The following is a 22,971-nucleotide window of genomic DNA, read 5'->3' on the forward strand; positions in this document are numbered from 1 at the left end:
CCCCGGTGTGGACGGCCGCCCTAACGAGGCTCCCATTCGGGCGCGGCCATCTCGAAGCCTTCGAAGCGAAAGCCCGGCGCCACGGTGCAGCCGACCAGCGTCCAGTCGCCGAGGCTCGCCGCCGCCTGCCAGGTGCCGGCCGGCACGACGCCCTGCGGGCGTTCGCCGGCTGCGAGGTCGACCCCGAGCCGCAGCAGCGTCCGATTCGTGCCGTCGGCCGAAAGCTCGAGGGCGAGCGGCGCGCCGGCATGGAAATGCCAGATCTCGGCGGCGTCGACCCGATGCCAGTGCGAGCGTTCGCCGGCCTGCAGCAGGTAATAGATCGCCGTCGATGCCGCGCGGCCCTCCGCGCTCACCGTGTCGCGGAAGGTCTCGACGTAATGGCCGCCTTCCGGATGCGGCGTCATGCCGAGACGGGCGATGATGTCGGCGGGAGACATGGCGCTCTCCGGAGCGCGGACATCCTGTCCGCTGTTGAGATCATGGGCGGCGAGGAAGAGCGGACCGCACGTCCGCGCTCCCGGTCAGAACCGGTTCTTGCGTTCGCGGATCTCGGTGAACACCGTGAGCGCATCGGCGCCGTCGAGGCCGACCGCGCTGGCGATGGCGGGATCGTCGGCACGCAGGAAGGGATTCTCGCGCTTTTCCGACCACAGCGTCACCGGCAGGGTGAAGCGGTGCTGGGAGCGCAGGGTCTCGACCTCGGCCGCCCGCTTCTTCAGCGCCTCGTTGCCGGGATCGACCGTGAGGGCGAAGCGCGCATTGGCGAGCGTGTATTCATGCCCGCAATAGAGCACCGTATCGTCCGGAAGCGCGCGCAGCTTCTGCAGCGAGCCCCACATGTCGGCGGGCGTGCCCTCGAGCAGGCGGCCGCAGCCGAGCGAGAACAGCGTATCGGCCGCGAACAGGATCTTCTCGCCCTCGAACCAGTAGACGATGTGGCCGACGGTGTGGCCGGGCGTGTCGATGACCTTCGCCTCCAGCGATCCCACCGAGACGATGTCGCCCTCGCTCACCGTCTCGTCGACGGCGGGAATGCGGTGGGCGTCGGCCTTCGCCGCGACGACGCGGCAGCCATGCGAGGCCTTCAGCGCCTCGATGCCCTCGACGTGGTCGGCATGGTGATGCGTGACCAGGATGTCGGTCAGGCGCCATTGCCGCCGGGCGAGGGCGGCTTCGATCGCCTCCGCTTCCGGGGCGTCGATGGCGGCGGTGCGCCCGGTCGACGGATCGTGGATCAGGACGCCAAAATTGTCGGTGCGGCACAAGAAGAGTTCGGTCAGCGCGCTCATGGTCACCCTCGATTTCAAACGTGATTCCTTCTAAGCGATCGGGCGCGGCAGGTCACGCGGCGTGTCGCGACCCGGGATGCCGCAGCGAGAGAGAGGCGATGGCAGGCGAGTTCATGGTGATCGGCGACGCGCCCCTGACGATCGACGACGTGGCGGCGGTCGCGCGCGAGCGCAGGGCCATCACCCTTTCCGATGCCGCGAAGGCGCGGATCGCGGCCGCCCGTGCCGTGATCGAGAAGGCGATCGCCGACGACAAGCCGGTCTATGGCCTCACCACCGGCCTCGGCGCCGGCGTCGACACCCGGCTTTCGCCGGACGACCTGGCGGCGTTCCAGCGCCGCGTCGCCTTCGCGCGTGCCGTCGGCGTGGGCGATGCGATGCCGACGGACGAGGTCCGCGCCATGATGTTCGCGCGCATCGCCGGCATGACGGTCGGGCGGACCGGCGTGTCCCTGGCGGTGCCGCTCGCTCTGGCGGATGCGCTGAATGCCGGGCTCCACCCGATCGTGCCCTCGATCGGCTCGGTCGGCGCCGCCGACCTGGCGCCGCTGGCGCATATGGCCCTGGCGCTTCTCGGCGAAGGCGAGGCGGAGGTCGGCGGAGAGCGCTTTGCCGGCGGCCGGGCGCTGGAACGGGCCGGCCTCGGGCCGGTGCCGATCGGCCCCAAGGACGGACACGCGCTGGTCGTCGCCAACGCCGCCTCGACCGGGCGCGGCGCGCTGGCGCTCGTCGATGCGCGGCTGGCGCTCGATACGCTGGACCGCTCCGCCGCCCTGTCGATGGAAGCCTTCGGCGCCAATGTCTCGCCCCTGGCGGAAGCGGTGAACGCGGCACGGCCCGGGCCGGGGCAGATGGCGGCGGCCGCGGCCATCCTGGCGCTGCTCGTCGGGGGAAGGCTCGCGGGCGGCGGACCCGGCAAGCGGGTGCAGGATCCGCTTTCCTATCGCTGCGTGGCGCCGGTGCACGGCGCGGCGCGGACGGTGTTCGCCGAAGCCGAGGCGATGGTGGCGCTGGAGCTCAACCATTCCGGCGACAATCCGGTCATCGTCGACGGACAGCTGGTTTCCAACGGCAATTTCGACATGACCGCCTTCACCCTGCGCTTCGAGGCGCTGGCGCAGGCCCTGTCCCACGCCGCGACGATCTCGGCGCAGCGCGCCCTGAAGCTGATGTCGCCCCATTATTCCGACCAGCCGCGCTTTCTCACCCCGATGGGGCAAAGCCGGACCGGCTTCGGCACGCTGCAGAAGGCGATCGGCGCGCTGGAGGCCGAGATCCGTTCGCGCGCCCAGCCCGCAACCCTGGCCTTGCTGCACACGGCCGACGGGGTCGAGGATCATTCTGCCAATGCGCCGGCCGCGATCACCAAGCTCGCCGAGAGCGCCGAGAGGCTGCGCGTGCTGGCGGCCTGCGAGATGGTGGTGGCGGCCCAGGCCATCGACCTGCGCGGCGAGCCGTCCTCCCTCGGGCATGGCACGGCCGGGATCCACGGCTTCGTGCGCCGCCATGTCGACAGGCTGGAGGAGGATCGTCCGAGCGGACCGGACGTCTCGCGCCTCGCGGAGGCGATCCGGGCCGGGGGATGGCGATGACGGCCGTTCCGCTGCAGGATGCGGCGGAACGCAGCCAGGCGGAAAGGCGACGGACGCGAGCGCATGGCAATTCGATCTGAACTGCGTGCACGCACGGCGCAGGCGCATGACGCGCGTCGACGCGCGATACTCGGCCTGCGACCTTGGCCGGCGCGGGCCTTATCGCGAATTCCTGCGGCTGCAGGCCTCGGTCCTCGTGCCGCTGGAGGCGATGCTGGACGCGGCGGGGGGCCGGCAGGCTCCTGCCGGACTGGCCGGCACGCCGGCGCCGACAGCAGGACGGGCCTTCTCGGTCCGGGCATGGACATGGTGGCCAAGTCCTATGCGCTCGACGTTCTCGGGCACAAGATCAGCCGCAGGATCGAGGCCTGAGCACCGCCGGCCGCGGGCCGGACGGGCGCGCCGGCCGCCTTCCTATTGCGAGACGATCTTCACCCGGTCGCCCGGCTTGAGCTGCGCCCCGGCGTCGAGGCCGTTGAGCACGAGGAAATGGTCGAGCTGGTCCTGCGGCTCGACCATGCGGGACGAGAGCGACTGCAGCGTGTCGCCCGCCCGCACGGTGACGATGTCGATATGTTCGGGGTGGACGTTGCGCTGCTCCTCCGCCGTCATGCGCCGGAAAGAGTTCGCCGTCTCCTGGAACAGCGCGTCCGTGGGGGCATCGAGGGTCCTCGCCGCGAGGATGAGGCGATAGACGTCGCCGTCGAAGCGGATGGCGTAGAGGCGGAAGCTCCAGTCCTGGCCGCGGGCCAGGCCGGTGGCCGCCTCGCTGCCGTTGATGGTCACGGTGGTGATGGAGCCGGTGTCGACGCCGGTGATCCAGCCCGAGCCCAGATAGGCCGAAAGCGACTGGCCCTCCTTGGGCTTGACCGTGTCGAGGCGCAGGGCCCGGCCGTTGCCGTCTATGCCGAGAATCGCCTGGGGCGTGTTGTCGAGCGTGAAGTTGGCCGGCGCGGTGAAGGTGAAGCCCAGGCGGGGCTGCCAGAAGATGCGCCCCTGCGTATAGCCCTGGCCCGGATCCTCGCCATAGGTCAGGCCGTCGATGACCGACAAATAGCGGTATCTGTCGTGCTCGCCCGCCCCGGGCGGCCCGAAGGCCTGCGCCTCCTGGTTCGCCTTGTCGATGCGCTCGGGCGTCGAAGGATGGGTGCTGAGGAAGTCGGGCGTGGCCGGACGAGTGCGCGCTTCCACCTGCCGGCGCATGGACGTCAGGAAGCGGACCGCGCCGTAGGGATCGAAGCCGGCCTTGGCGATGGTGCGGATGCCGATCTGGTCGGCGTCGAGTTCCTGCTGGCGCGAGAAGCTCGCGAGGCTGATCTGCGCGCGCTGCTCGCTGGCCGAGGCGCCCGCCGTATTGTGCAGCACGTCGGTCATCACGCTGGAGACGAGCTGCGACTTACGCTCGAGATTGGCGCGGGCGAGGGCGTGCCGGGCCGAGACATGCGCCATCTCATGGGCGACGACGGCCGCGATCTCGGCGTCGTCATTGGCGAGCGCCAGAAGGCCGCGGGTGACGTAGAGCCGCCCCGACGGCAGGGCGAAAGCATTGATCGAGGAGGCGTTCAGCACGGTGAGGCGATAGGGGATGTCCGGCCTGTCGGACTGGGCCGCAAGGCGCTGGACGAGGTCGTCGAGATAGCGGTCGAGGCCGGCGTTGCGATAAGCCCCGCCATAGGCGGCCAGCAGCCGGTCGCTTTCGCGGTCGTCCGCCGTGGGCGGCGCGATGACGCGCGGCGCTCCCACCGGCAGGGAGACCGGCGTGGCCTTGACGGACGGAGACGGAAGAGGGTCGTTGTCGCCGACCGAGGCGCAGGACGACAGGCCGAGCCCGACCATCAGCACGCCGAGCCTCAGCCAGACCCCACCTTTCGACATACGGACCCGCATCCTGCTTGCGCCTCGCCCACTCAATCGCTTCCCGGCGCAATGCGTTCGATCGCCGCCGGCTCGGTAATATCGATGCGCGGCCCGTCACGCATGGTGACGACGCCCCGCGCGCGGACGACGCTTCCCGTCAGCGCAGCCTGGCCAAGCCCGGCTGCCTCGAAGCGCGACCATTGCTTGCGGGGCACCGCAAGCGTCACATCCTCGCGCCACACCCTTCCAAAATCGATCCATACCGTCGTCTTGGTCATACCGATATGCTGAATGCGACCTCTCAAAATGGCGAAGCCATCCGCTTGGCGAGCAACAGATTCGGAAGCGTTCGCATCTGCGATTGCATAGCCCGGATCGGCCCAGAGGCCAAGACGGGCTTTTCGTGCATTTTCTTCCGCAGTCATTAATTGTCCGTAACAGGCCTCTTCGCCCGGAATCGGCCGGATGCGGGCCCTTCCCTGCGAGGCCAGGACGAGGGCGAGATCCTCTCCCTCCACATAAAGGCCCGCATGCAGGGCCCCGTGCCGATCGGGCGGGGCGGCCGACAGCAGGATGGCGTCTCGGCCGGCGAGCGCCGGCAGGCGCAGGGACGCCAGATCGAGACCGGCGATCTGGACCACGCGGCCATCGGCGAGCGTGAGGCGATTGTCGTCCCTCATGCCTGAAATCGTCACACTCTCGCCCATCCCCGCCGTAACTGCACAAGGATCCGCCAGAGCCCGGCAACTCGAGAGCGCGAGTGCTGTAACAATGGCCTGGATGCCTATTTTTTTGGCAGAACGAGCGCGCATCGATGATTCCGAAAGTGGCAAACGGCGATTTTTTCCTTGCTCATCATAATCTTAGCCTATGGGCTCGAGATTGGCACGCCCCTTGAAAGGAGAGGAGCAGGCCGCAGGAACGCCCTCTCTCGAGAAGCGCCTGTTGCGGTAAAGCCAGTGTCCGGGGCCGGTTCGTCGGGCCCGATGGGGGAAATACAGCATGAAGATAGTGATGGCCGTCATCAAGCCGTTCAAGCTCGAGGAAGTGCGCGACGCGCTCACCGCCTTGGGCGTGCATGGCCTGACAGTGACCGAGGTGAAGGGTTATGGCCGGCAGAAGGGACATACCGAGATCTATCGCGGCGCCGAATATGCCGTGAGCTTCCTGCCGAAACTGAAGATCGAAGTCGCGGTCGCCAGCGAACTGGTGAGCAAGGTGATCGACGCGATCACCGCCGCCGCCAAGACCGGCCAGATCGGCGACGGAAAGATCTTCGTCACGCCGATCGAGACGGCTGTCCGCATCCGCACCGGCGAGCGCGACGGCGACGCGCTCTGAACAGATTCCAGATAATAATTACGAAACAGGAACTTCGCTCAATGGCCCTTTCCCGTTCCCTCAAATATGCGGTGCCCGCCTTCATCGCTGCTGCATTGCTGGCGATGCCGGCTCTCGCCCAGACAGCGGCCGCGCCGGCTGCGCCGAAGATCGATACTGGCGACACCGCCTGGATGCTGACTTCCACCGCGCTCGTCCTGATGATGACGATTCCCGGCCTCGCGCTCTTCTATGGCGGCATGGTCCGTGGGAAGAACGTCCTGGCGACGCTGGGCCAGAGCTTCGCCTGCACGGCCCTGATCACCGTGCTGTGGATGGTCATCGGCTACAGCCTCGCCTTCACGGACGGCGGTTCGCACCAGGCCTATTTCGGCGGCTTCAGCTACGCCCTGCTGCGCCCGATGGGTGTGAACGTCACCAGCGCGCTGGCGCCGACGATTCCTGAATCGGTCTATATGTGCTTCCAGATGACCTTCGCGATCATCACGCCGGCCCTGATCGCAGGCGCCTTCGCCGATCGCATGAAGTTCTCCGCCTTCCTGTGGTTCATGGGCCTGTGGCTGATCTTCGTCTACTGCCCGATCGCGCATTGGGTCTGGGGCGGCGGCCTGCTCGGCGGCGACGGCGTGCTCGACTATGCCGGCGGCACCGTCGTGCATCTGAACGCCGGTACGGCGGCCCTCGTGAGCTGCCTCGTCATCGGCAAGCGCGTCGGCTACGGCACCGAGAACATGGCGCCGCACAACCTCGTCCTCAGCCTCATCGGCGCTTCGCTGCTGTGGGTGGGCTGGTTCGGCTTCAACGCCGGCTCCGCCGTTACCTCGAACGTCAATGCCGGCATGGCCATGGCCGCGACCCAGATCGCCACCGCCGCCGCGTCGCTCGCCTGGATGTTCATCGAATGGATCGTGGCCAAGAAGCCCTCGATCCTCGGCATGATCTCGGGCGCCGTCGCCGGCCTCGTGGCGATCACGCCGGCTTCCGGCTTCGTCGACCCGACCGGCGCGCTCTGCATCGGCGTCCTGGCCGGCATCGTCTGCTACTTCTCGGCAGTGTGGATGAAGCGCGGCTTCGGCTATGACGACGCGCTCGACGCCTGGGGCGTCCATGGCGTCGGCGGTGCGCTCGGTGCCATCCTGACGGGCGTGTTCGCGTCCAACGCGATCAATTCCGCCGGCAAGGGCTGGCTGATGGACGGCAATTTCGGGCAGATCGGCATCCAGGCGATCGGCGTCGTCTACACCTTCGTCTATTGCGCCATCGTCACCTTCATCATCCTCAAGGCCATCGACTTCACCATCGGCCTGCGGGTGAGCAAGGAAGTGGAAGTCGAAGGTCTCGACATCAACCTTCACGGTGAGACCGTCCACGGCTGAAGGCTGCACGCTTGAAACAACGAGAGGGCGCTTCGGAGCGAAGCGCCCTCTTCTTTTTGGAAATGCCACCGAGGCGGCGGGCGGGATACGCCTCCGGGTGTCGCAACACATCAAGCGCGGGATGCCGGCTTGCCCGGCGGAAAGACCGGCAAGATGGTGAATTTCAACGGAAAAAGCTTTACCGGCCAGTCAAAGCGACGGGTCGCGCGGCGTTTCCGGACGATGAAAACGAGGGGACGTCGCCCTGCTGTCATTTGATGTCGTTTGCAAGTCTCTTGCACGCCCCAATGCAAGACACGATAGTGCGCACGTTGAACGCCCGGGTAACGGGCGCGGATTTTCATTCAGGCGAGCCGCAGGGAAAAGTGACTATGAAGGGTAAGAGCTTTACGGAGCGTGGTTCGGGGCTGATCCTCGACCGGCGCGAATTGATGTTGGGCGCCGCGGCGCTCGGGTTGAGCTTCGGCGCTCTGGGAGGAGTGGCATCGGCAGCGGACGCGCCCAAGAAGGGCGGCACGCTGCGCCTGGGCATGGAAGGCGGCTCGGCTTCGGACAGCCTCGATCCGCGCACCTATGCCGATTCCGTCCCGATCTCCTTCGGCTACCAGATCTGGAACGGTCTCGTCGAAATCGATGCGGCGGGCAATGCGACCGGCGAGCTGCTGGAAAGCTGGGAAGCCAAGCCCGGCGCCAAGGAGTGGATCTTCAATGTCCGCAAGGGCGTGACCTTCCATTCCGGCAAGACGCTCGACGCCGACGACGTGATCTATTCGATCAATCTCCACCGCGGCGACACCAAATCGGCGGCGAAGGATCTCCTCAGCTCCATCACCGACGTCAAGAAGCTCAGCCCGACGCAGATCCAGATCACGCTGAGCGACGGCAATATCGACCTTCCCTACAATCTCTCCGACTATCACGTCCTGTGCGTGCCGAACGGCTTCACCGACTTCTCCAAGCCCGACGGCACCGGCGCTTTCAAGCTGGTGAGCTTCGAGCCCGGCGTGCGCGTGCTGACCAAGAACACGGGCAATTACTGGAAGCCCGGCCGCGGCAATTTCGACTCGATCGAACTTCAATACATTCCGGATGCGACGGCGCGTCTCCAGGCGCTGCTGGCGGGCCAGGTCGACGCCATCAACCGCCTCGATCCCAAGACCGTCGAGATCCTCACGGCCTCCGCCGATACCAGCGTCGTGCAGAGCAAGGGCACCGGCAACCGCTTCGCCTTCGTGGCGCTGTGCGACACCGACCCCTACACCAACGCCGACCTGCGCTGGGCGCTGAAATACGGCATCGACCGCAAGAAGATCGTCGACACCATCTATCAGGGCTACGCCACCATCGGCAACGACACCACCATCTCGCCGTCCAACAAATACTATGCCAAGGACGTGCCGCAGACGCTGTACGACCCGGACAAGGCGCTGTCCTACTACAAGAAGGCCGGCAGCCCGAAGCTGGAGCTGAAAGTGTCGGAAGGCGCCTATAGCGGCGCGACCGATGCCGGCGTTCTCTACCAGGAAGCCATGAAGCAGGCCGGCATCGACCTCACCGTCACCCGCGTGTCCGGCGACGGCTACTGGTCCAACATCTGGCTGAAGGAGCCCTTCTGCGCCGTCTACTGGGGCGGCCGGCCGAACGTCGATCTCCAGCTGTCGCAGACCTTCCTGTCGACCGCCAACTGGAACGACACGCATTGGAAGCGTCCGGAGTTCGACAAGGTGCTGACGGCCGCCCGCGTCGAGGCCGACGAGCCCAAGCGCATGCAGATGTATGCCGAGTGCCAGAAGATGATCCACGACGACGGCGGCATGGTCTGCTACGCGGTCGGCGACTATCTCGACGGCTATTCCAAGAAGGTGATGGGTACCGCGCCCCACGCCCGCTACGACATGTGCGATCAGCGCATCGCGGAAAAGGGCTGGTTCGCCTGACGGACCAGAAGGGGCGAGCCGCATCGGGCTCGCCCCTTCTTCCTTTCAAGACGCCGAAGGCCGAGGCACGCGCGGGGGGCTGCGCCGTGCGTGCGCCTCCTTAATTTCCGTTGGAAAGGACGCCGTCGTGGCACGTCTCATTGCTTGGCGCATCTTCCAGGGAGTGGTGACGCTCTTCGCCATTTCCGTGATCATATTCCTGCTGACACTGGCGCTGCCGGGCGACGCGGCGACGGCGGTGCTCGGCCAGTCGGCCACGCCGGCGACGGTGGCTGCCTATCGGCACGACGTCGGCCTCGACCTGCCGCCCCTGACGCGCTACCTGTCCTGGCTGTGGAACGTGCTGGTCCATTTCGACTTCGGCAAGTCCTATACCAACCAGCGCGTCATCGTCGACGACCTGTGGCCGCGCTTCAAGAATACGATGTGGCTGGCCTCCTTCGCCACGCTGCTTTCCGTTCCGCTGGCGATCGTCACCGGCGTCACCTGCGCGATCACCGAGGGGCGCCTGTCCGACCGGGCCGCGAATATCGGCGCGCTCATCGCCATCTCCATGCCGGAATTCTTCGTCGGCGGCGTGCTCATCCTGCTCTTCACCGGCAAGGGCATGTGGTTCCCCCCGACCGCCAGCAACGTCACCGCGGACATGGGCTTCTGGGCACGGGTGTTCGCGACGTTCCTGCCCGCCGTCGCCATGACGTGCCTGGTCTGCGCGCATATGATGCGCATGACGCGCAACTCCGTGCTGTCGATCATGTCGACGCCCTATATCGAAATGGCCTTCCTGAAGGGCGTGAAGCGCAGCCGCGTCGTCGCCCGCCATGCCCTGCCGAACGCCGCTTCCCCGATCATTTCGGTGGTGGCGCTGAACATCGCCTATCTGGTGGTGGGCGTCGTGCTCGTCGAGAAGGTGTTCACCTATCCGGGCGTCGGCCAATACATGATCGACGCGGTCAGCAAGCGCGACATCCCGGTCATCCTGGCCTGCGGCCTGCTCTTCGCCGCGATCTTCATCATCCTGAACACCATCGCCGACGTCTTGGCGATCATCCTCAACCCGCGCCTGCGGCATCCACGGTAATGAGGGCGGCATGAGAATCTTCGGACACAAAGCGCCCCCCACGGCCGTCATCGGCCTCGGCATCATCCTGCTCAACATCCTGGTGGCGCTCATCGGCCCGTCGCTGATGCGTTATTCCGACACCCAGATCGTCGGCAAGATGTTCCAGGGCATCTCGGCGACGAGTTGGCTGGGCACGGACAGGATCGGCCGGGACATCCTGACCCGGCTGGTCTACGGCGCACGCCTGACGATCGGCATCGCCCTCGTCACCACTCTCCTGTCCTTCGCCATCGGCATCACGCTGGGCCTGATCGCCGCGGTGACGGGCCGGTGGATCGACGTCGTCCTTTCCCGCCTGGTCGACATCGTCCTCTCCATTCCCTCGCTGATCTGGGCGCTGATCATCCTCGGTATTTTCGGCCAGTCGCTCACGTCGCTGGTCCTGACCCTGGCCTTCCTCGATTCGACGCGCGTGTTCCGCCTGGCCCGTGCGCTGGGCATGAACCTGGCCGCACTCGATTTCGTGGAGGTGGCGCGGCTGCGCGGCGAGGGGCTCTGGTGGGTGGTGCGGCGCGAAATCCTGCCCAACGCCATGGCGCCCCTGCTGTCGGAATTCGGGCTGCGCTTCTGCTTCAACTTCCTGCTCATCGCGGCCCTGAGCTTCCTCGGCCTCGGCGTGCCGCTGCCTTTGTCCGATTGGGGCGGCATGGTGCGCGACGACATGCAGAGCCTGGCGCTGCATCAGTCGGTTCCGTCGATGTTCTCGGCTTCGGCACTCTATCCCGCCGCTGCGATCGCCCTTCTGACCGTCGGCATCAATCTCGTGGTCGACTGGTTCCTGTCCATCGATGCCCGCCCCTCCGGCGCGCAGGCCGAACTGTAGGGAGCTGACATGGACCAGACAAATACGGACCAGAACCACCCCTCTCCGAAGGCTCCGGGGCCAAGCGGGGCGGGCAAGGACGATTTCATCCTCCAGCTCGAACAGCTGCGGGTCGAAACCATCACCGGCCGCGTTCTCGTCGACAATGTCGACGTCACCCTGCGGCCAGGCGAGATTCTGGGGCTGATCGGCGAGTCCGGGGCGGGCAAGTCCACCATCGGCCTGGCGTCGATGGCCTATGCCCGTGCCGGCATGCGCATCACCGGCGGCACCATCATGCTCGACGGCAAGGAGCTGCGCGCCTCGACCGCGGCGCAGCGCCGGGTGATCCGCGGCAAGAGCATCGCCTATATCGCCCAGAGCGCCGCCGCGTCGTTCAACCCGTCGATGACCCTGATGGACCAGGTCTGCGAGGCGCCGGTGATCCACGGCGTGATGACGCGGACGGAAGCGGAAGCCTATGCGCGCAAGCTGTTCCGCACGCTGCAGCTGCCCAATCCCGATACGATCGGCAGCCGCTACCCGCATCAGGTGTCGGGCGGCCAGCTCCAGCGCGCGATGGCGGCGATGGCGATGAGCTGCCGGCCGGACGTCATCGTGCTCGACGAGCCGACGACGGCGCTCGACGTGACCACGCAGATCGAGGTCCTCGCCCTGCTGCGCGAGCTCATCCGCGAATTCGGGACGGCCGGCCTCTACATCACCCACGACCTCGCCGTCGTGGCGCAGATCGCCCATCGCATCATGGTGCTGCGCCACGGCAAGATGGTGGAGGTGGGCGAGGCCCGCCAGATCCTGGAACAGCCCAGGACCGACTATGCCCGCGCCCTCGTCAACGAGCGGCGCGACGCCGAGCATCTGCAGCTGACCGAGCCGGTGCGGGATGCCCGTCCCGTCCTCAGCCTGACCAAGGTCACAGCCGGTTACGGGCCGGTGGCGGTGGTCAAGGATGCATCCTTCGTGCTCGCCAAGGGCGAGACGCTGGCGGTGGTCGGCGAATCCGGCTCGGGCAAGAGCACGATCGCCCGCATCATCGTCGGGCTGCTGCCGCGCTGGGAAGGCGACATCACGCTGGACGGCAAGAGCCTCGCGCCGGCTCTCGGCCGCCGCAGCAAGGACATCCTGCGCCGGCTGCAGATGGTGCACCAGATGCCGGACGTGGCGCTCAATCCGCGCCAGACCCTGGCGCAGATCATCGGCAGGCCGGTGAAATTCTACTTCAACCGCTCGGGCGCGGACATCCGCAAGCGGGTGCTGGAACTGCTGCGCCTCGTCGGCCTGCCGGAGGATTTCGCCGACCGCCGACCCGGCCAGCTTTCCGGCGGCCAGAAGCAGCGCGTATGCATCGCGCGGGCGCTCGCGGCCGAGCCGGAGGTGATCATCTGCGACGAACCGACCTCGGCGCTCGATCCGCTGGTGGCCGAAGGGGTGCTCAAGCTGCTCAAGAAGCTGCAGGACGAGCTCGGCCTCGCCTATATCTTCATCACCCACGATCTCGGCACGGTGCGTCGCATCGCCCACCGCACGGCCGTGATGCTGAAGGGCGAGATCATCGCGCAGGGCGCCACCGCCGACATCTTCTCGCCGCCCTTCCACCCCTATACGGAGAAGCTGATCAGCTCCGTGCCGGAGATGGACACGCATTGGCTCGACCATATTCTCGAGGAGCGCAAGATCCTCTGACGGCGGAGCCGCCTGGAGCCGGCCCCGCGCACCGTTCGATCACCTATTCATTGCATCGTTCCCGGATTTGACCATGAGCGCCGTGCGCACCCTCGAGCATTTCTTCATTCCCCTCGCGGACGGCACGCGGCTGGCGGCGCGGCTCTGGCTTCCCGCCGACGCCGAGGCCCGTCCGGTGCCGGCGATCCTGGAATATATCCCCTACCGCAAGCGCGACGGCACCCGCGGCCGCGACGAGCCGATGCATGGCTGGTTCGCCGAGAACGGCTATGCCGCCATCCGCGTCGACATGCGCGGCAGCGGCGAATCCGACGGGCTGATGGACGACGAATATCTGCCGCGGGAGCTGGACGACGCCTGCGAGGTGATCGCCTGGCTGGCGGCGCAGCCCTGGTGCTCCGGGTCGGTCGGCATGATGGGCAAGAGCTGGGGCGGCTTCAACTGCCTGCAGGTCGCCGCCCTCCGCCCGCCGGCCCTGAAGGCGATCATCACGGTCTGCTCCACCGACGACCGCTACGCCGACGACATCCATTTCATGGGCGGCACGCTCCTCAACGACAATCTGTGGTGGGGCGCCATCATGCTCGCCTATCAGGGGCGGTCGGCCGATCCCGCCTTGGTGGGAGAGGGCTGGTACGAGCAATGGCTCCGGCGCCTCGAACACCTGCCGTTCTTTCCCGCTCTGTGGCTGGCGCATCAGCGCCGGGACGCCTATTGGCGCCATGGCTCGATCTGCGAGGATTTCTCGGCCATCGCCTGCCCGGTGTTCGCCGTCGGCGGCTGGGGCGACGCCTATACCAATGCGATACCGCGCATGCTCGAAGGGCTCGGCGTGCCGCGGCTCGGCCTGATCGGACCCTGGGCCCATATCTATCCGCAGGACGGCGTGCCCGGCCCCGCGATCGGCTTCCTGCAGGAGGCGGTGCGCTGGTGGGACCATTGGCTGAAGGGCGAGGATCGCGGCATCATGGCCGAGCCGATGCTGCGCGCCTTCGTCGAGGAGTGGACGCCGCCCGGCCATCGCGATCCCGTGCCGGGCCGCTTCGTCGGCGAGGCTGTCTGGCCCTCGCCGCGGATCGGTCCGCGGACCTTCCATCTGGGGCCCGGCGCCCTGCTGGCGCAGTCGGGATCCTCGGAAGAAATCGCCTTCTCCTCGCCGGCCTGGACCGGCTCGGCGGCGGGCGAATGGATGGGGACGGGGGTTCCCGGCGAGGAGCCGGCCGACCAGCGGCATGATGACGCATTCTCCTGCGTGTTCGACAGCGACGCCCTCACGGAGCGGCTCGAACTGCTCGGCGGCGCCGAACTCGAAGTGGCGCTTTCCTCGGACAAGCCGCTCGCCCAGCTCTGCGTCCGGCTCTGCGACGTCGCCCCGGACGGCTCGTCGCGACGCGTCGCCTATGCGGTGCTCAACCTCACCCACCGCGACAGCCACGCCGAACCCGAAGCGCTCGTGCCGGGGCGCTTCTACGACATCGGGCTCAAGCTCAGCGATTGCGGCTATGCCTTCGCGCCCGGGCACAAGGTCCGCCTGGCGTTCTCGACCGCCTATTGGCCGCTGATCTGGCCGGCGCCGGAGGTGGCGACGCTGACGCTGCGCTGCCCGGGCCGGCTGCACCTGCCGGTGCGGGCCATGGACACCGCCGAGCCCGCCGTAACCTTCGAGCCGCCTCGCAGCGCCGCACGCGCTCCCGTCACCCAGGTCGCCCTGGGCCGGATGACGCGCACCCACACGCTCGACCTTCTCACGGACACCGCGACCTATGTCACCCATGGCGAGGGCGGGCTGTTCGGCGAGGGGGTGCTGCGCTTCGACGACATCGACACCACGCTGTCGCACAGCCTGAGGCGTGAATTGACCGTCAAGGGCAGCGATCCGCTCAGCGCGCGCTATCGCCTGACGCAGGAATACGAGATGGGACGGGAGAATTGGGCCATCCGCCTGGAAATATCGACCTCCATGCGCGCTTCAGCCGACGTTTTCTTCCTGGAGGGCGAAGTCAAGGCCTTCGCCAACGGCATTCTCGCGGCAGAGCGGCGCTGGGAGGAAAGCCTTGCGCGGGACCTGTTGTGATCCCATCTTCCGGAAGAAGGCCTCGCGAAATCCATACGAGGGGGAATGGCAGCACTGTGCTTGGGCGCCTTGAACCGCCCGCCCAGTTCGGCTACGCACATCAAGCAAAATCGTAATCTGCCAGGAATTGCCGCTCATGACCTATGTGGTCACAGAAAACTGCATCAAGTGCAAATATATGGACTGCGTGGAAGTCTGCCCGGTGGACTGCTTCTACGAGGGCGAGAACATGCTCGTCATCCATCCCGACGAATGCATCGATTGCGGTGTCTGCGAACCGGAATGTCCGGCCGACGCGATCAAGGCGGACACCGAGAAGGGGCTGGACGCCTGGCTCGAAGTCAACGCGCAATACGCCAAGTCCTGGCCGAACATCACCATCAAGCGCGACGGCCCGGCCGATGCGAAGGAATGGGACGGCAAGCCCGGCAAGCTCGACCTGTTGTCGCCGGAGCCCGGCGAGGGCGACGCCTGAGCTGAAGGCACCGGGAAATGCCGGCCCCGGGCGGGCCGGCATGAAGGTCTTCCCCGGAAGCAGGCACGCATCGCCGCCGGCTCCGGGACGTGCCGGCGAACCTCCGGTCCCGACCTTGTCGCTGTCATCCGCGACATCGTGCGCACGCGCCGCAATGCGGCTTTGCGTCTGCAAAAGCGTTGATTTTTATCCGTTTTTGATATATATAATTTTCCCATGGGTTAGAGAGAGACCAAGTTACCCCCGCCGCTGCTCCGCACAGGGGCCATTTTTTTGTGCTCAGCTACAAGGGATCTCTGTCTATCGGCGTGGTCAGCGCTGGCAGGCACTTTGGACTTTTTGACCGTCATTCAGTTCGACTATCCTCGCGGTGGCTTTTGAGCTTTGGCCTGGTTTCAATGTCGAATGATGTTCGCGGCAACGGATGTCCTGTCCGACCGCAATTGGCATGGCCTGAGATTGCGCGTCAGGTCACCATATAAGGAGCGTTGAAGCGTCATGACGACAGCGAAGAAGACGTCCACAAAGCAAGGCTTCAAGACTGGCGAACACATCGTGTATCCTTCGCACGGCGTCGGCAAGATCGTATCGATCGATGAGCAGGAAGTAGCCGGTTTCAAACTCGAGCTGTTCGTGATCGTCTTCGCGAAGGACAAGATGACGTTGCGCGTTCCGACGACGAAGATCGTATCGGTGGGCATGCGCAAATTGTCGGAGGCGCCGATTGTCGCCAAGGCGCTCGAGACGCTCAAGGGGCGTGCCCGCGTCAAGCGGACGATGTGGTCGCGCCGGGCCCAGGAATATGAAGCGAAGATCAATTCGGGCGATCTGATCGCGATTGCCGAGGTCGTGCGCGATCTCTACCGCTCCGATGCGCAGCCCGAGCAGTCCTATTCCGAACGCCAGCTCTATGAAGCGGCGCTCGACCGCATGGCGCGCGAACTCGCCGCCGTCGACGACCTGAGCGATGCCGAGTCGGTCAAGGTGATCGAGGGCAACCTCGCCAAGGGTCCGAAGCGCGGTGGCGCGAAGGAAGCCGAGGCGGAAGGCGAGTTCGAGGAAGCTGCGGAAGAAGAAGCGGCGTAAGCGCCTTCATTCATCGTTTCGAAAGCCCGGCCGGATCCCTTCCGGCCGGGCTTTTATTTTGGGCATTTTCGGCGACGGCCCCGATGCGGGCTGCCGTCATCCGGGGCGGCGCCCCAGCAGGGCCCGGGCGACACCGCTCAGGTCCTTGCGGGCCGGCGCGAGGATCGCCAGGCCCGCCGCCCGCATCAGGGCGGCGACGGCCTCTTCCTGGCCGATGCCGAGTTCGAGGGCGAGGATGCCGCCGGGCGCCAGCAGGGCGGGCGCGGCGCGCGTGATGGCGCGATAGGCGTCGAGGCCGTCCTCGCCGCCGTCGAGGGCAAGGCGGGGGTCGTGCTCGCGCACTTCGCGGTCGAGCCCTTCGATGTCGGCGGCGGGAATATAGGGAGGATTGGAGACGATGAGGTCGAACGGGCCGTCGAGGCCGTTCGTCCAGTCGCCCTCGGCGAAACAGGCGCGGTCCGCGACGCCGTTGGCCCTCGCATTCTCCCGCGCCGCCACCACGGCCTCCGCCGCCTTGTCGATGCCGATGCCGGTCGCCGCTGGCCTCTCGACGAGGAGGGCAATGAGGATCGCGCCGGTTCCGGTGCCGAGATCGAGCAGGCGGTAGGGGGCCTGCCTGTCCGGCAGCGCCTCCAGGCAGGCGCCCACCAGCGTCTCGGTGTCGGGACGCGGCGACAGCGTCGCCGGCGCGAGGCGGAAGGCGAGGCCCCAGAAATCGCGCGTGCCGAGGATGCGATCGACGGGCTCGCCGGCGAGCCGGCGGGCGACGAAACCCTCTGCCTTCGCCACGGCTTCCGGCGCCAGCGCCCGGCCGCCATCGAGGACGATGCGGCTCGCCTCGACGCCGGCGGCTTCGGCCACCAGCCAGCGCGCATCGAGCTCGGGCGTGGGCAGGCCGGCCTCGCGCAAGGCGGCGAGCGTCCGGCGATAGAGCGCGCCGAGGGTCGTCATCGTGCCATGCTCCCGGGAGCGCGGATGTCCCGTCGGCTCTTCCTCTCCGTGGACGAGACGGCCGCCCCAAGGGCGTGCGGCGGGGTGGCCCGCGTGGCTGGTTCGGCGGGGGCCGTGTTTCCAGGGGCAGGCGGAGACGCCTGCGGTCCCAGGGCGATCACGCCCTCGCCTCGTTCGCCGCCAGCAGGCGCGCCTGGTTCTCGGTGACGAGCGCATCGATCACCTCGCCGAGGGCATCGCCGGCGATGATCTGGTCGAGCTTGTAGAGCGTCAGGCCGATGCGATGGTCCGTCAGCCGGCCCTGCGGGAAATTATAGGTGCGGATGCGCTCGGAGCGGTCGCCGGAGCCGATCTGGTCGCGACGGTCCGCGGCCCTGGCGCTGTCGACGCGCTCCCGTTCCGCCTCGTAGAGCCGGGCGCGCAGCATGGCCATGGCCTGGGCGCGGTTCTTGTGCTGCGAGCGCTCCTGCTGGACCGCGACGGCGATGCCGGTCGGCAGATGGGTGATGCGCACGGCGCTGTCGGTGGTGTTGACGTGCTGCCCGCCGGCGCCCGATGCGCGGAAGACATCGACCTTCAGGTCCTTCTCGTCGATGGCGATGTCGACTTCCTCCGCCTCCGGCAGCACGGCGACGGTCGCCGCCGACGTATGGATGCGCCCGCCCGCCTCGGTGACCGGCACGCGCTGCACGCGATGCACGCCCGACTCGAATTTCAGCTTGGCGAACACGCCCTTGCCGCGGATCGCCATGGCGGCTTCCTTGTAGCCGCCCATGGTGCCCTCGGATTCCGAAAGGATCTCGGTCTTCCATCCCTGCAGGTCGGCATAGCGCATATACATGCGCAGGAGATCGCCGGCGAACAGGGCCGCCTCGTCGCCGCCGGTGCCGGCGCGCACTTCGAGGATGGCCGACTTCTCGTCCGCCGCGTCGCGCGGGAGCAGAGCGAGGCGGATCGAGGTCTCGAGATCGGCGACGCGCTGGACGAGGGTCTTTCGCTCCTGCTCCGCCATCTCCGCCATCTCGCCGGCCATCGCCGGCTCGGCGATCATCGCCTCGACACCCTTGAGCTCCTCCTGGGCCGCCTGCCACTCCCGGATCACGGCGGCGACCGGATCGAGCTCGGCGAGTTCGCGCGCCAGCGCCACATAGACCTCGGCGTCCGGGCCGGACGCGAGTTGCGCCTCGACGAAATCGCGGCGGCGGAGCAGGGCATCGAGGCGTTCGAGAGGGAGCATGGCGAACTGGATCCGTATGAAAGAGCGGAGTGCGGTCCGCATCCTGGCGCCGCGGCATCGCGGCAGGGACGAGGCGGAGGAATATCCGCGCGTCGCCCGCTAAAGCGGAATGCCGCGCTGCTCGGCGAAGTCCCGCAGGGCCTCGCGCAGCGGCCGCTCGGCATCGGCGGCGACGTGGCGGCGGACGAGATCGCCCACCTCGCCCGCATCGGTCTCCAGCACCATGGCCTTGACCGGCCCGATCGCGGACGGCGTCATCGACAGCTGGCGAAAGCCGAGGCCGATGAGCGCGAGCGCCTCCAGCGGCTTGGAGGCGAGTTCGCCGCACAGCGTCACCGGCACCCCGGCTTCGCCCGCCTTGTCGACGATCGACTTCAGGGCCCGCATGACCGAGGTCGACAGCGTATCGAAGCGGCCGGCCACGCGGGCATTGCCGCGGTCGACCGCGTAGAGGAACTGGAACAGGTCGTTCGAGCCGACCGACAGGAAGTCGACGCGCTCGAGGATCTCGTCGAGCTGGAACAGCAAAGCGGGGACCTCGACCATGGCGCCGAGCTTGACGAGGTCCGGCAGCGGCTTGCCGTGGCGGCGCAGGAAGGTGATCTCCCGCTCCACCACGTCGCGGGCGGCATCGAACTCCTCGACGGCGGCGACCATCGGGAACATCACCCGCAATTCCCGGCCCGCCGCCGCCTGCAGCAAGGCACGCAGCTGCGAGCGCATCAGGCCCGGCCGGTCGAGGCCGAGGCGGATGGCGCGCCAGCCCAGCGCCGGATTCTCCTCTTCGATCTGGTGCATGTAGGGCAGCACCTTGTCGCCGCCGATATCGAGGGTGCGGAAGGTCACCGGCCGGTCGCCGGCCGCCTCCAGCACGGCCTTGTAGAGGGCGTGCTGCTCGCCGGTGCGCGGGAATTGCGAGGCGATCATGAACTGCAGCTCGGTGCGGAACAGGCCGATGCCGTCGGCGCCGCTCTCCTTCACATGCGGCAGGTCGACCAGCAGGCCGGCATTGAGGAACAGCCGAATGTCGCGTCCGTCGCGCGTGCGGCTCGGCAGATGGCGGAGCGCCTGGTACTGCTCCTGGCGCCGCGCGCGGAAGCGCACCTTCTCCGCATAGGCCTTCTCGACGTCGGCGGCCGGCCGGACCTGGACGTCGCCGGAGGTGCCGTCGACGATGATCGCATCGCCGGACTCGACGAGGTTGGTGATGCCCGGCACCTCGCCGACGGTGGCGATGCCGAGCGCCCGCGCCACGATGGCGACATGGCTGGTCGGCCCGCCTTCCTCCAGGATCAGCCCGCGCAGGCTGTCGCGGCTGTAGTCGAGCAGGGCGGCCGGGCCCATGGAGCGGGCGACCAGGATCGCGTCCTTCGGCATGGAATCGGCCGAGACGTGGTGGCCGTCGCCGGTCAGCTGGCGCAGGAGGCGGTTGGCGAGGTCGTCGAGGTCGTAGAGCCGCTCCCGCAGGATCGGATCGGCGACGCGCTGCATGCGCGCGCGCGTGTCCGACTGGACGCGTTGCACCGCCGCCTCGGCGGTGACGCCGGTGGCGATGACCTCGCGCATCTTGGTGATCCAGCCGCGATCCTGCGCGAACATGCGATAGGCTTCGAGCACGTCGAGGGTCTCGGTGGCGCGGGCGAGGTCGCCGCGGTCGAGCATGGCGTCGATCGAATCGCGCAGGCCGACGATGGCGTTGTCGAGGCGGTTGGTCTCGCGGCCGACATCGTCGGCGATGAGGGTCTTCACCACGACGCGGGGTTCGTGCAGCACGACATGGCCGAGGCCGACGCCCTCGGCGAGCGGCGCGCCGGTCAGGTGCAGGGGCCGACGGCTGGCGAGGTCGGCGCCCGGGCGGGCGAGCGCCTGGAGTTCGCCGGAGGCGATCATTTCCGCCAGCACCATCGCGACGGTGAGGAGCGCCTCGATCTCCTCTTCCGAATAGGTGCGCTGGGCCCGGTTCTGGACGACGAGGACGCCGAGCGTCTCGCCGGCGCGCAGGATCGGCACGCCGAGAAAGGCGTTGTAGATCTCCTCGCCGGTCTCCGGCTTGTAGGAGAAGGAGGGGTGATGCTGCGCGTCGGACGTGGTGACGGCCTCGGCCTCCTTGGCCACGAGGCCGACGAGACCCTCGCCCTTGCGCATCGTGGTGAGATGGACGGCGTTGGGGTTGAGGCCTTCGGTGGCGTAGAGTTCGAGCGTGCCGTCGCTGCGCAGCACATAGACCGAGCACACCTCCGCGACCATGTTCGCGGCGATCAGGACGACGGTCTTGTCCAGCCTCTCCTGCGCCGAGACGGGTTCCGCCATGACTTCGCGGAGCCGTTTCAGAAGCAGGCGCGGGCCGCCCATCGCGCCACGCATACGATGCCTCCTCTTTCGGCACACGATGAATCGAGAACGGGTTTCGTTCAAGGTGAAACGAAACGCGCGCTAACTTTCTGTCCTGTCGCAAGAATTTCGGGAAAACGGCTGGCGCTTCCCTCGTTCTTGTCCGGCCGGGGAATCCGGCCCGTCCGCTGCCGAGTCGCCGAGGACCAAAGCGGATAAATCAGGCCTTGTCGAGGCCGTATAGCGTGTGCAGCGTGCGCACGGCAAGCTCGGTATAGGCGGCGTCGATCAGCACCGAGATCTTGATCTCGGAGGTGGTGATGGCGCGGATGTTGATACCGCGTCCCGCCAGGGCCTGGAAGCAGCTTGCGGCGACACCCGCGTGGCTGCGCATGCCGATGCCGATCACCGAAACCTTGGCGACGTCCATGTTGGCTTCGACATTGTCGCAGGCGACGATCTGGCGCGCCTTGTCGATGACGTCGCGGGCGCGCTGGAACTCGGCCTGCGGCACCGTGAAGGTCATGTCGGTCGAAGCGCCGTCGGCAGAGATGTTCTGCACGATCATGTCGACATTGATGTTGGCGTCCGCCAACGGCACGAAAATGGCGGCGGCGACACCCGGACGATCGGCGACGTCGCGCAGCGTGATCTGCGCCTCGTCCTTCGAATAGGCGATGCCGGTGACAACCTGCTGTTCCACGATGTCTTCCTCGTCACAGATGAGGGTTCCGGGATTGGGATTTGCGGGGTCGTCGAAGGACGACCGCACATAGGTCCTGACCTTGTGGACCATGGCGAGCTCGACGGAGCGTACCTGCAGCACCTTGGCACCGAGCGACGCCATTTCAAGCATTTCCTCGAAGGAAATGCGATCCATGCGCCGGGCCTTCGGCACGATGCGGGGATCGGTGGTGTAGACGCCGTCGACGTCGGTGTAGATGTCGCAGCGCTCGGCACCGATGGCGCCGGCGATCGCCACGGCGGACGTGTCCGAGCCGCCGCGGCCCAGCGTCGTGATGCGCCGGGTGACGGGCTCGATGCCCTGGAAGCCGGAGATGACGGCGACTTCGCCGGCCGCGAAGCCGTCGTCGAGATTCTTGGAGGGAATGGCGGAGATGCGGGCCGAGCCATGCGCCGCCGAGGTCTCGATCGGCACCTGCCAGCCCTGCCAGGAGCGCGCCTTGATGCCGATGCTGGTCAGGGTCATCGCCAGCAGGCCGGACGTCACCTGCTCGCCGGACGCCACGATGGTGTCGTATTCCCGCTGGTCGTAGAGCGGTGTCGCCTCGTTGCACCAGCCGACCAACTCGTTGGTCTTGCCGGACATGGCGGAGACGACGACGGCGACGTCGTAGCCCGCCTCGACTTCACGTCGGACGTGCTGGGCCACGTTCTTGATGCGCTCGACAGTGGCGACGGATGTGCCGCCGAACTTCATGACGAGGCGGGGGCGCGGGCTGCCGGACATACCCACTAGGCTCCGATAATTCCCGGGCAAGAGCCGGCGCGGCATGCGCCGGCGGAAATGCCTTCGAGAGGTGATGCCGCAGGACCGCAGGCCAGTGGATGTTCTCCCTGACCGCGGCAATCCTGCATGAGGCGAGAATTCGGCCGCCTCCGGGCGACCGCGCCGCGCGGTTTAAGCGAAAGGGCGCGTCATGGCAAGGAAAACACGGTCCGGGCGCCCTGCCGATGTCGCCGCTCCCCCCAGCGGCGCGGCCGGCCGGCGGCGGCATCGCCGGCCCCGGGCGACCGCCGTCCCGGGACCCGCCCCGGCCGGCCGTCATCGA

18 protein-coding genes are annotated in these 22,971 nt (G+C 67.4%); 10 read left to right on the top strand and 8 right to left on the bottom strand.

Going from position 1 to position 22,971, the window contains the following annotated elements:
* Positions 1–20 precede the first annotated feature (20 nt).
* Together J3R73_RS01975 and gloB are read right to left on the bottom strand one after the other, a co-directional pair.
* Positions 21–440, bottom strand: coding sequence for a cupin domain-containing protein (locus tag J3R73_RS01975; RefSeq protein WP_307421891.1), 420 nt, complete (start codon positions 438–440; stop codon positions 21–23).
* An 84-nt stretch (positions 441–524) separates the two neighbouring features.
* On the bottom strand, positions 525–1,292 hold the full coding sequence (gloB, locus tag J3R73_RS01980) for a hydroxyacylglutathione hydrolase (protein WP_307421893.1): 768 nt from the start codon (positions 1,290–1,292) through the stop codon (positions 525–527).
* 98 nt (positions 1,293–1,390) lie between these two features.
* On the opposite strand from gloB, the gene J3R73_RS01985 reads away from it, so the two are divergent.
* Positions 1,391–2,884, top strand: a complete 1,494-nt coding sequence (locus J3R73_RS01985; protein ID WP_307421895.1) for an HAL/PAL/TAL family ammonia-lyase — start codon at positions 1,391–1,393, stop codon at positions 2,882–2,884.
* Between the two features lie 414 nt (positions 2,885–3,298).
* Here J3R73_RS01985 and J3R73_RS01990 read toward each other — a convergent pair whose 3' ends face one another.
* Both J3R73_RS01990 and J3R73_RS01995 read right to left on the bottom strand, forming a co-directional pair.
* Complete coding sequence (locus J3R73_RS01990; protein ID WP_307421897.1) at positions 3,299–4,759, bottom strand: M48 family metalloprotease; 1,461 nt, start codon at positions 4,757–4,759, stop codon at positions 3,299–3,301.
* 32 nt (positions 4,760–4,791) lie between these two features.
* Positions 4,792–5,421 (bottom strand): thermonuclease family protein, encoded by a 630-nt coding sequence (locus J3R73_RS01995; RefSeq protein WP_307421900.1) that lies wholly within the window; start codon positions 5,419–5,421, stop codon positions 4,792–4,794.
* A 322-nt stretch (positions 5,422–5,743) separates the two neighbouring features.
* On the opposite strand from J3R73_RS01995, the gene J3R73_RS02000 reads away from it, so the two are divergent.
* The 9 genes from J3R73_RS02000 to J3R73_RS02040 all read left to right on the top strand — a co-directional run bounded on the left by J3R73_RS02000 (position 5,744) and on the right by J3R73_RS02040 (position 16,659).
* A complete protein-coding gene (locus J3R73_RS02000) occupies positions 5,744–6,082 on the top strand; it encodes a P-II family nitrogen regulator (protein WP_307421902.1) in 339 nt (112 codons plus the stop codon).
* Positions 6,083–6,123: 41 nt separating this feature from the next.
* Positions 6,124–7,458, top strand: coding sequence for an ammonium transporter (locus J3R73_RS02005; protein ID WP_307421904.1), 1,335 nt, complete (start codon positions 6,124–6,126; stop codon positions 7,456–7,458).
* 371 nt (positions 7,459–7,829) lie between these two features.
* Entirely contained in the window at positions 7,830–9,395 is a 1,566-nt protein-coding gene (locus J3R73_RS02010; protein ID WP_307421906.1) for an ABC transporter substrate-binding protein, read from the top strand.
* A gap of 127 nt (positions 9,396–9,522) precedes the next feature.
* The gene (locus tag J3R73_RS02015; protein ID WP_307421908.1) at positions 9,523–10,476 is read left to right on the top strand and encodes an ABC transporter permease; all 954 of its coding nucleotides are present in this window, start codon (positions 9,523–9,525) and stop codon (positions 10,474–10,476) included.
* A gap of 10 nt (positions 10,477–10,486) precedes the next feature.
* Positions 10,487–11,341 (top strand): ABC transporter permease, encoded by an 855-nt coding sequence (locus J3R73_RS02020; RefSeq protein WP_307421910.1) that lies wholly within the window; start codon positions 10,487–10,489, stop codon positions 11,339–11,341.
* A gap of 9 nt (positions 11,342–11,350) precedes the next feature.
* Positions 11,351–13,024 (top strand): ABC transporter ATP-binding protein, encoded by a 1,674-nt coding sequence (locus J3R73_RS02025; protein ID WP_307421912.1) that lies wholly within the window; start codon positions 11,351–11,353, stop codon positions 13,022–13,024.
* A gap of 73 nt (positions 13,025–13,097) precedes the next feature.
* Positions 13,098–15,098, top strand: a complete 2,001-nt coding sequence (locus tag J3R73_RS02030) for a CocE/NonD family hydrolase (RefSeq protein ID WP_307421913.1) — start codon at positions 13,098–13,100, stop codon at positions 15,096–15,098.
* 136 nt (positions 15,099–15,234) lie between these two features.
* The gene (gene fdxA, locus J3R73_RS02035; RefSeq protein WP_307421915.1) at positions 15,235–15,573 is read left to right on the top strand and encodes a ferredoxin FdxA; all 339 of its coding nucleotides are present in this window, start codon (positions 15,235–15,237) and stop codon (positions 15,571–15,573) included.
* Positions 15,574–16,071: 498 nt separating this feature from the next.
* Entirely contained in the window at positions 16,072–16,659 is a 588-nt protein-coding gene (locus J3R73_RS02040; RefSeq protein WP_307421917.1) for a CarD family transcriptional regulator, read from the top strand.
* Between the two features lie 96 nt (positions 16,660–16,755).
* Here J3R73_RS02040 and prmC read toward each other — a convergent pair whose 3' ends face one another.
* From prmC to J3R73_RS02060, 4 genes are all read right to left on the bottom strand, one after another.
* Entirely contained in the window at positions 16,756–17,610 is an 855-nt protein-coding gene (prmC, locus tag J3R73_RS02045; protein ID WP_307421920.1) for a peptide chain release factor N(5)-glutamine methyltransferase, read from the bottom strand.
* 157 nt (positions 17,611–17,767) lie between these two features.
* On the bottom strand, positions 17,768–18,847 hold the full coding sequence (prfA, locus tag J3R73_RS02050; RefSeq protein ID WP_307421923.1) for a peptide chain release factor 1: 1,080 nt from the start codon (positions 18,845–18,847) through the stop codon (positions 17,768–17,770).
* A 99-nt stretch (positions 18,848–18,946) separates the two neighbouring features.
* A complete protein-coding gene (ptsP, locus tag J3R73_RS02055) occupies positions 18,947–21,211 on the bottom strand; it encodes a phosphoenolpyruvate--protein phosphotransferase (protein WP_307421924.1) in 2,265 nt (754 codons plus the stop codon).
* Between the two features lie 187 nt (positions 21,212–21,398).
* Positions 21,399–22,649, bottom strand: coding sequence for an aspartate kinase (locus J3R73_RS02060; protein WP_442358285.1), 1,251 nt, complete (start codon positions 22,647–22,649; stop codon positions 21,399–21,401).
* Positions 22,650–22,971: the final 322 nt, after the last annotated feature.

This window comes from Labrys monachus (assembly GCF_030814655.1).
In the GTDB taxonomy this organism is placed as follows: Bacteria; Pseudomonadota; Alphaproteobacteria; order Rhizobiales; family Labraceae; genus Labrys; species Labrys monacha.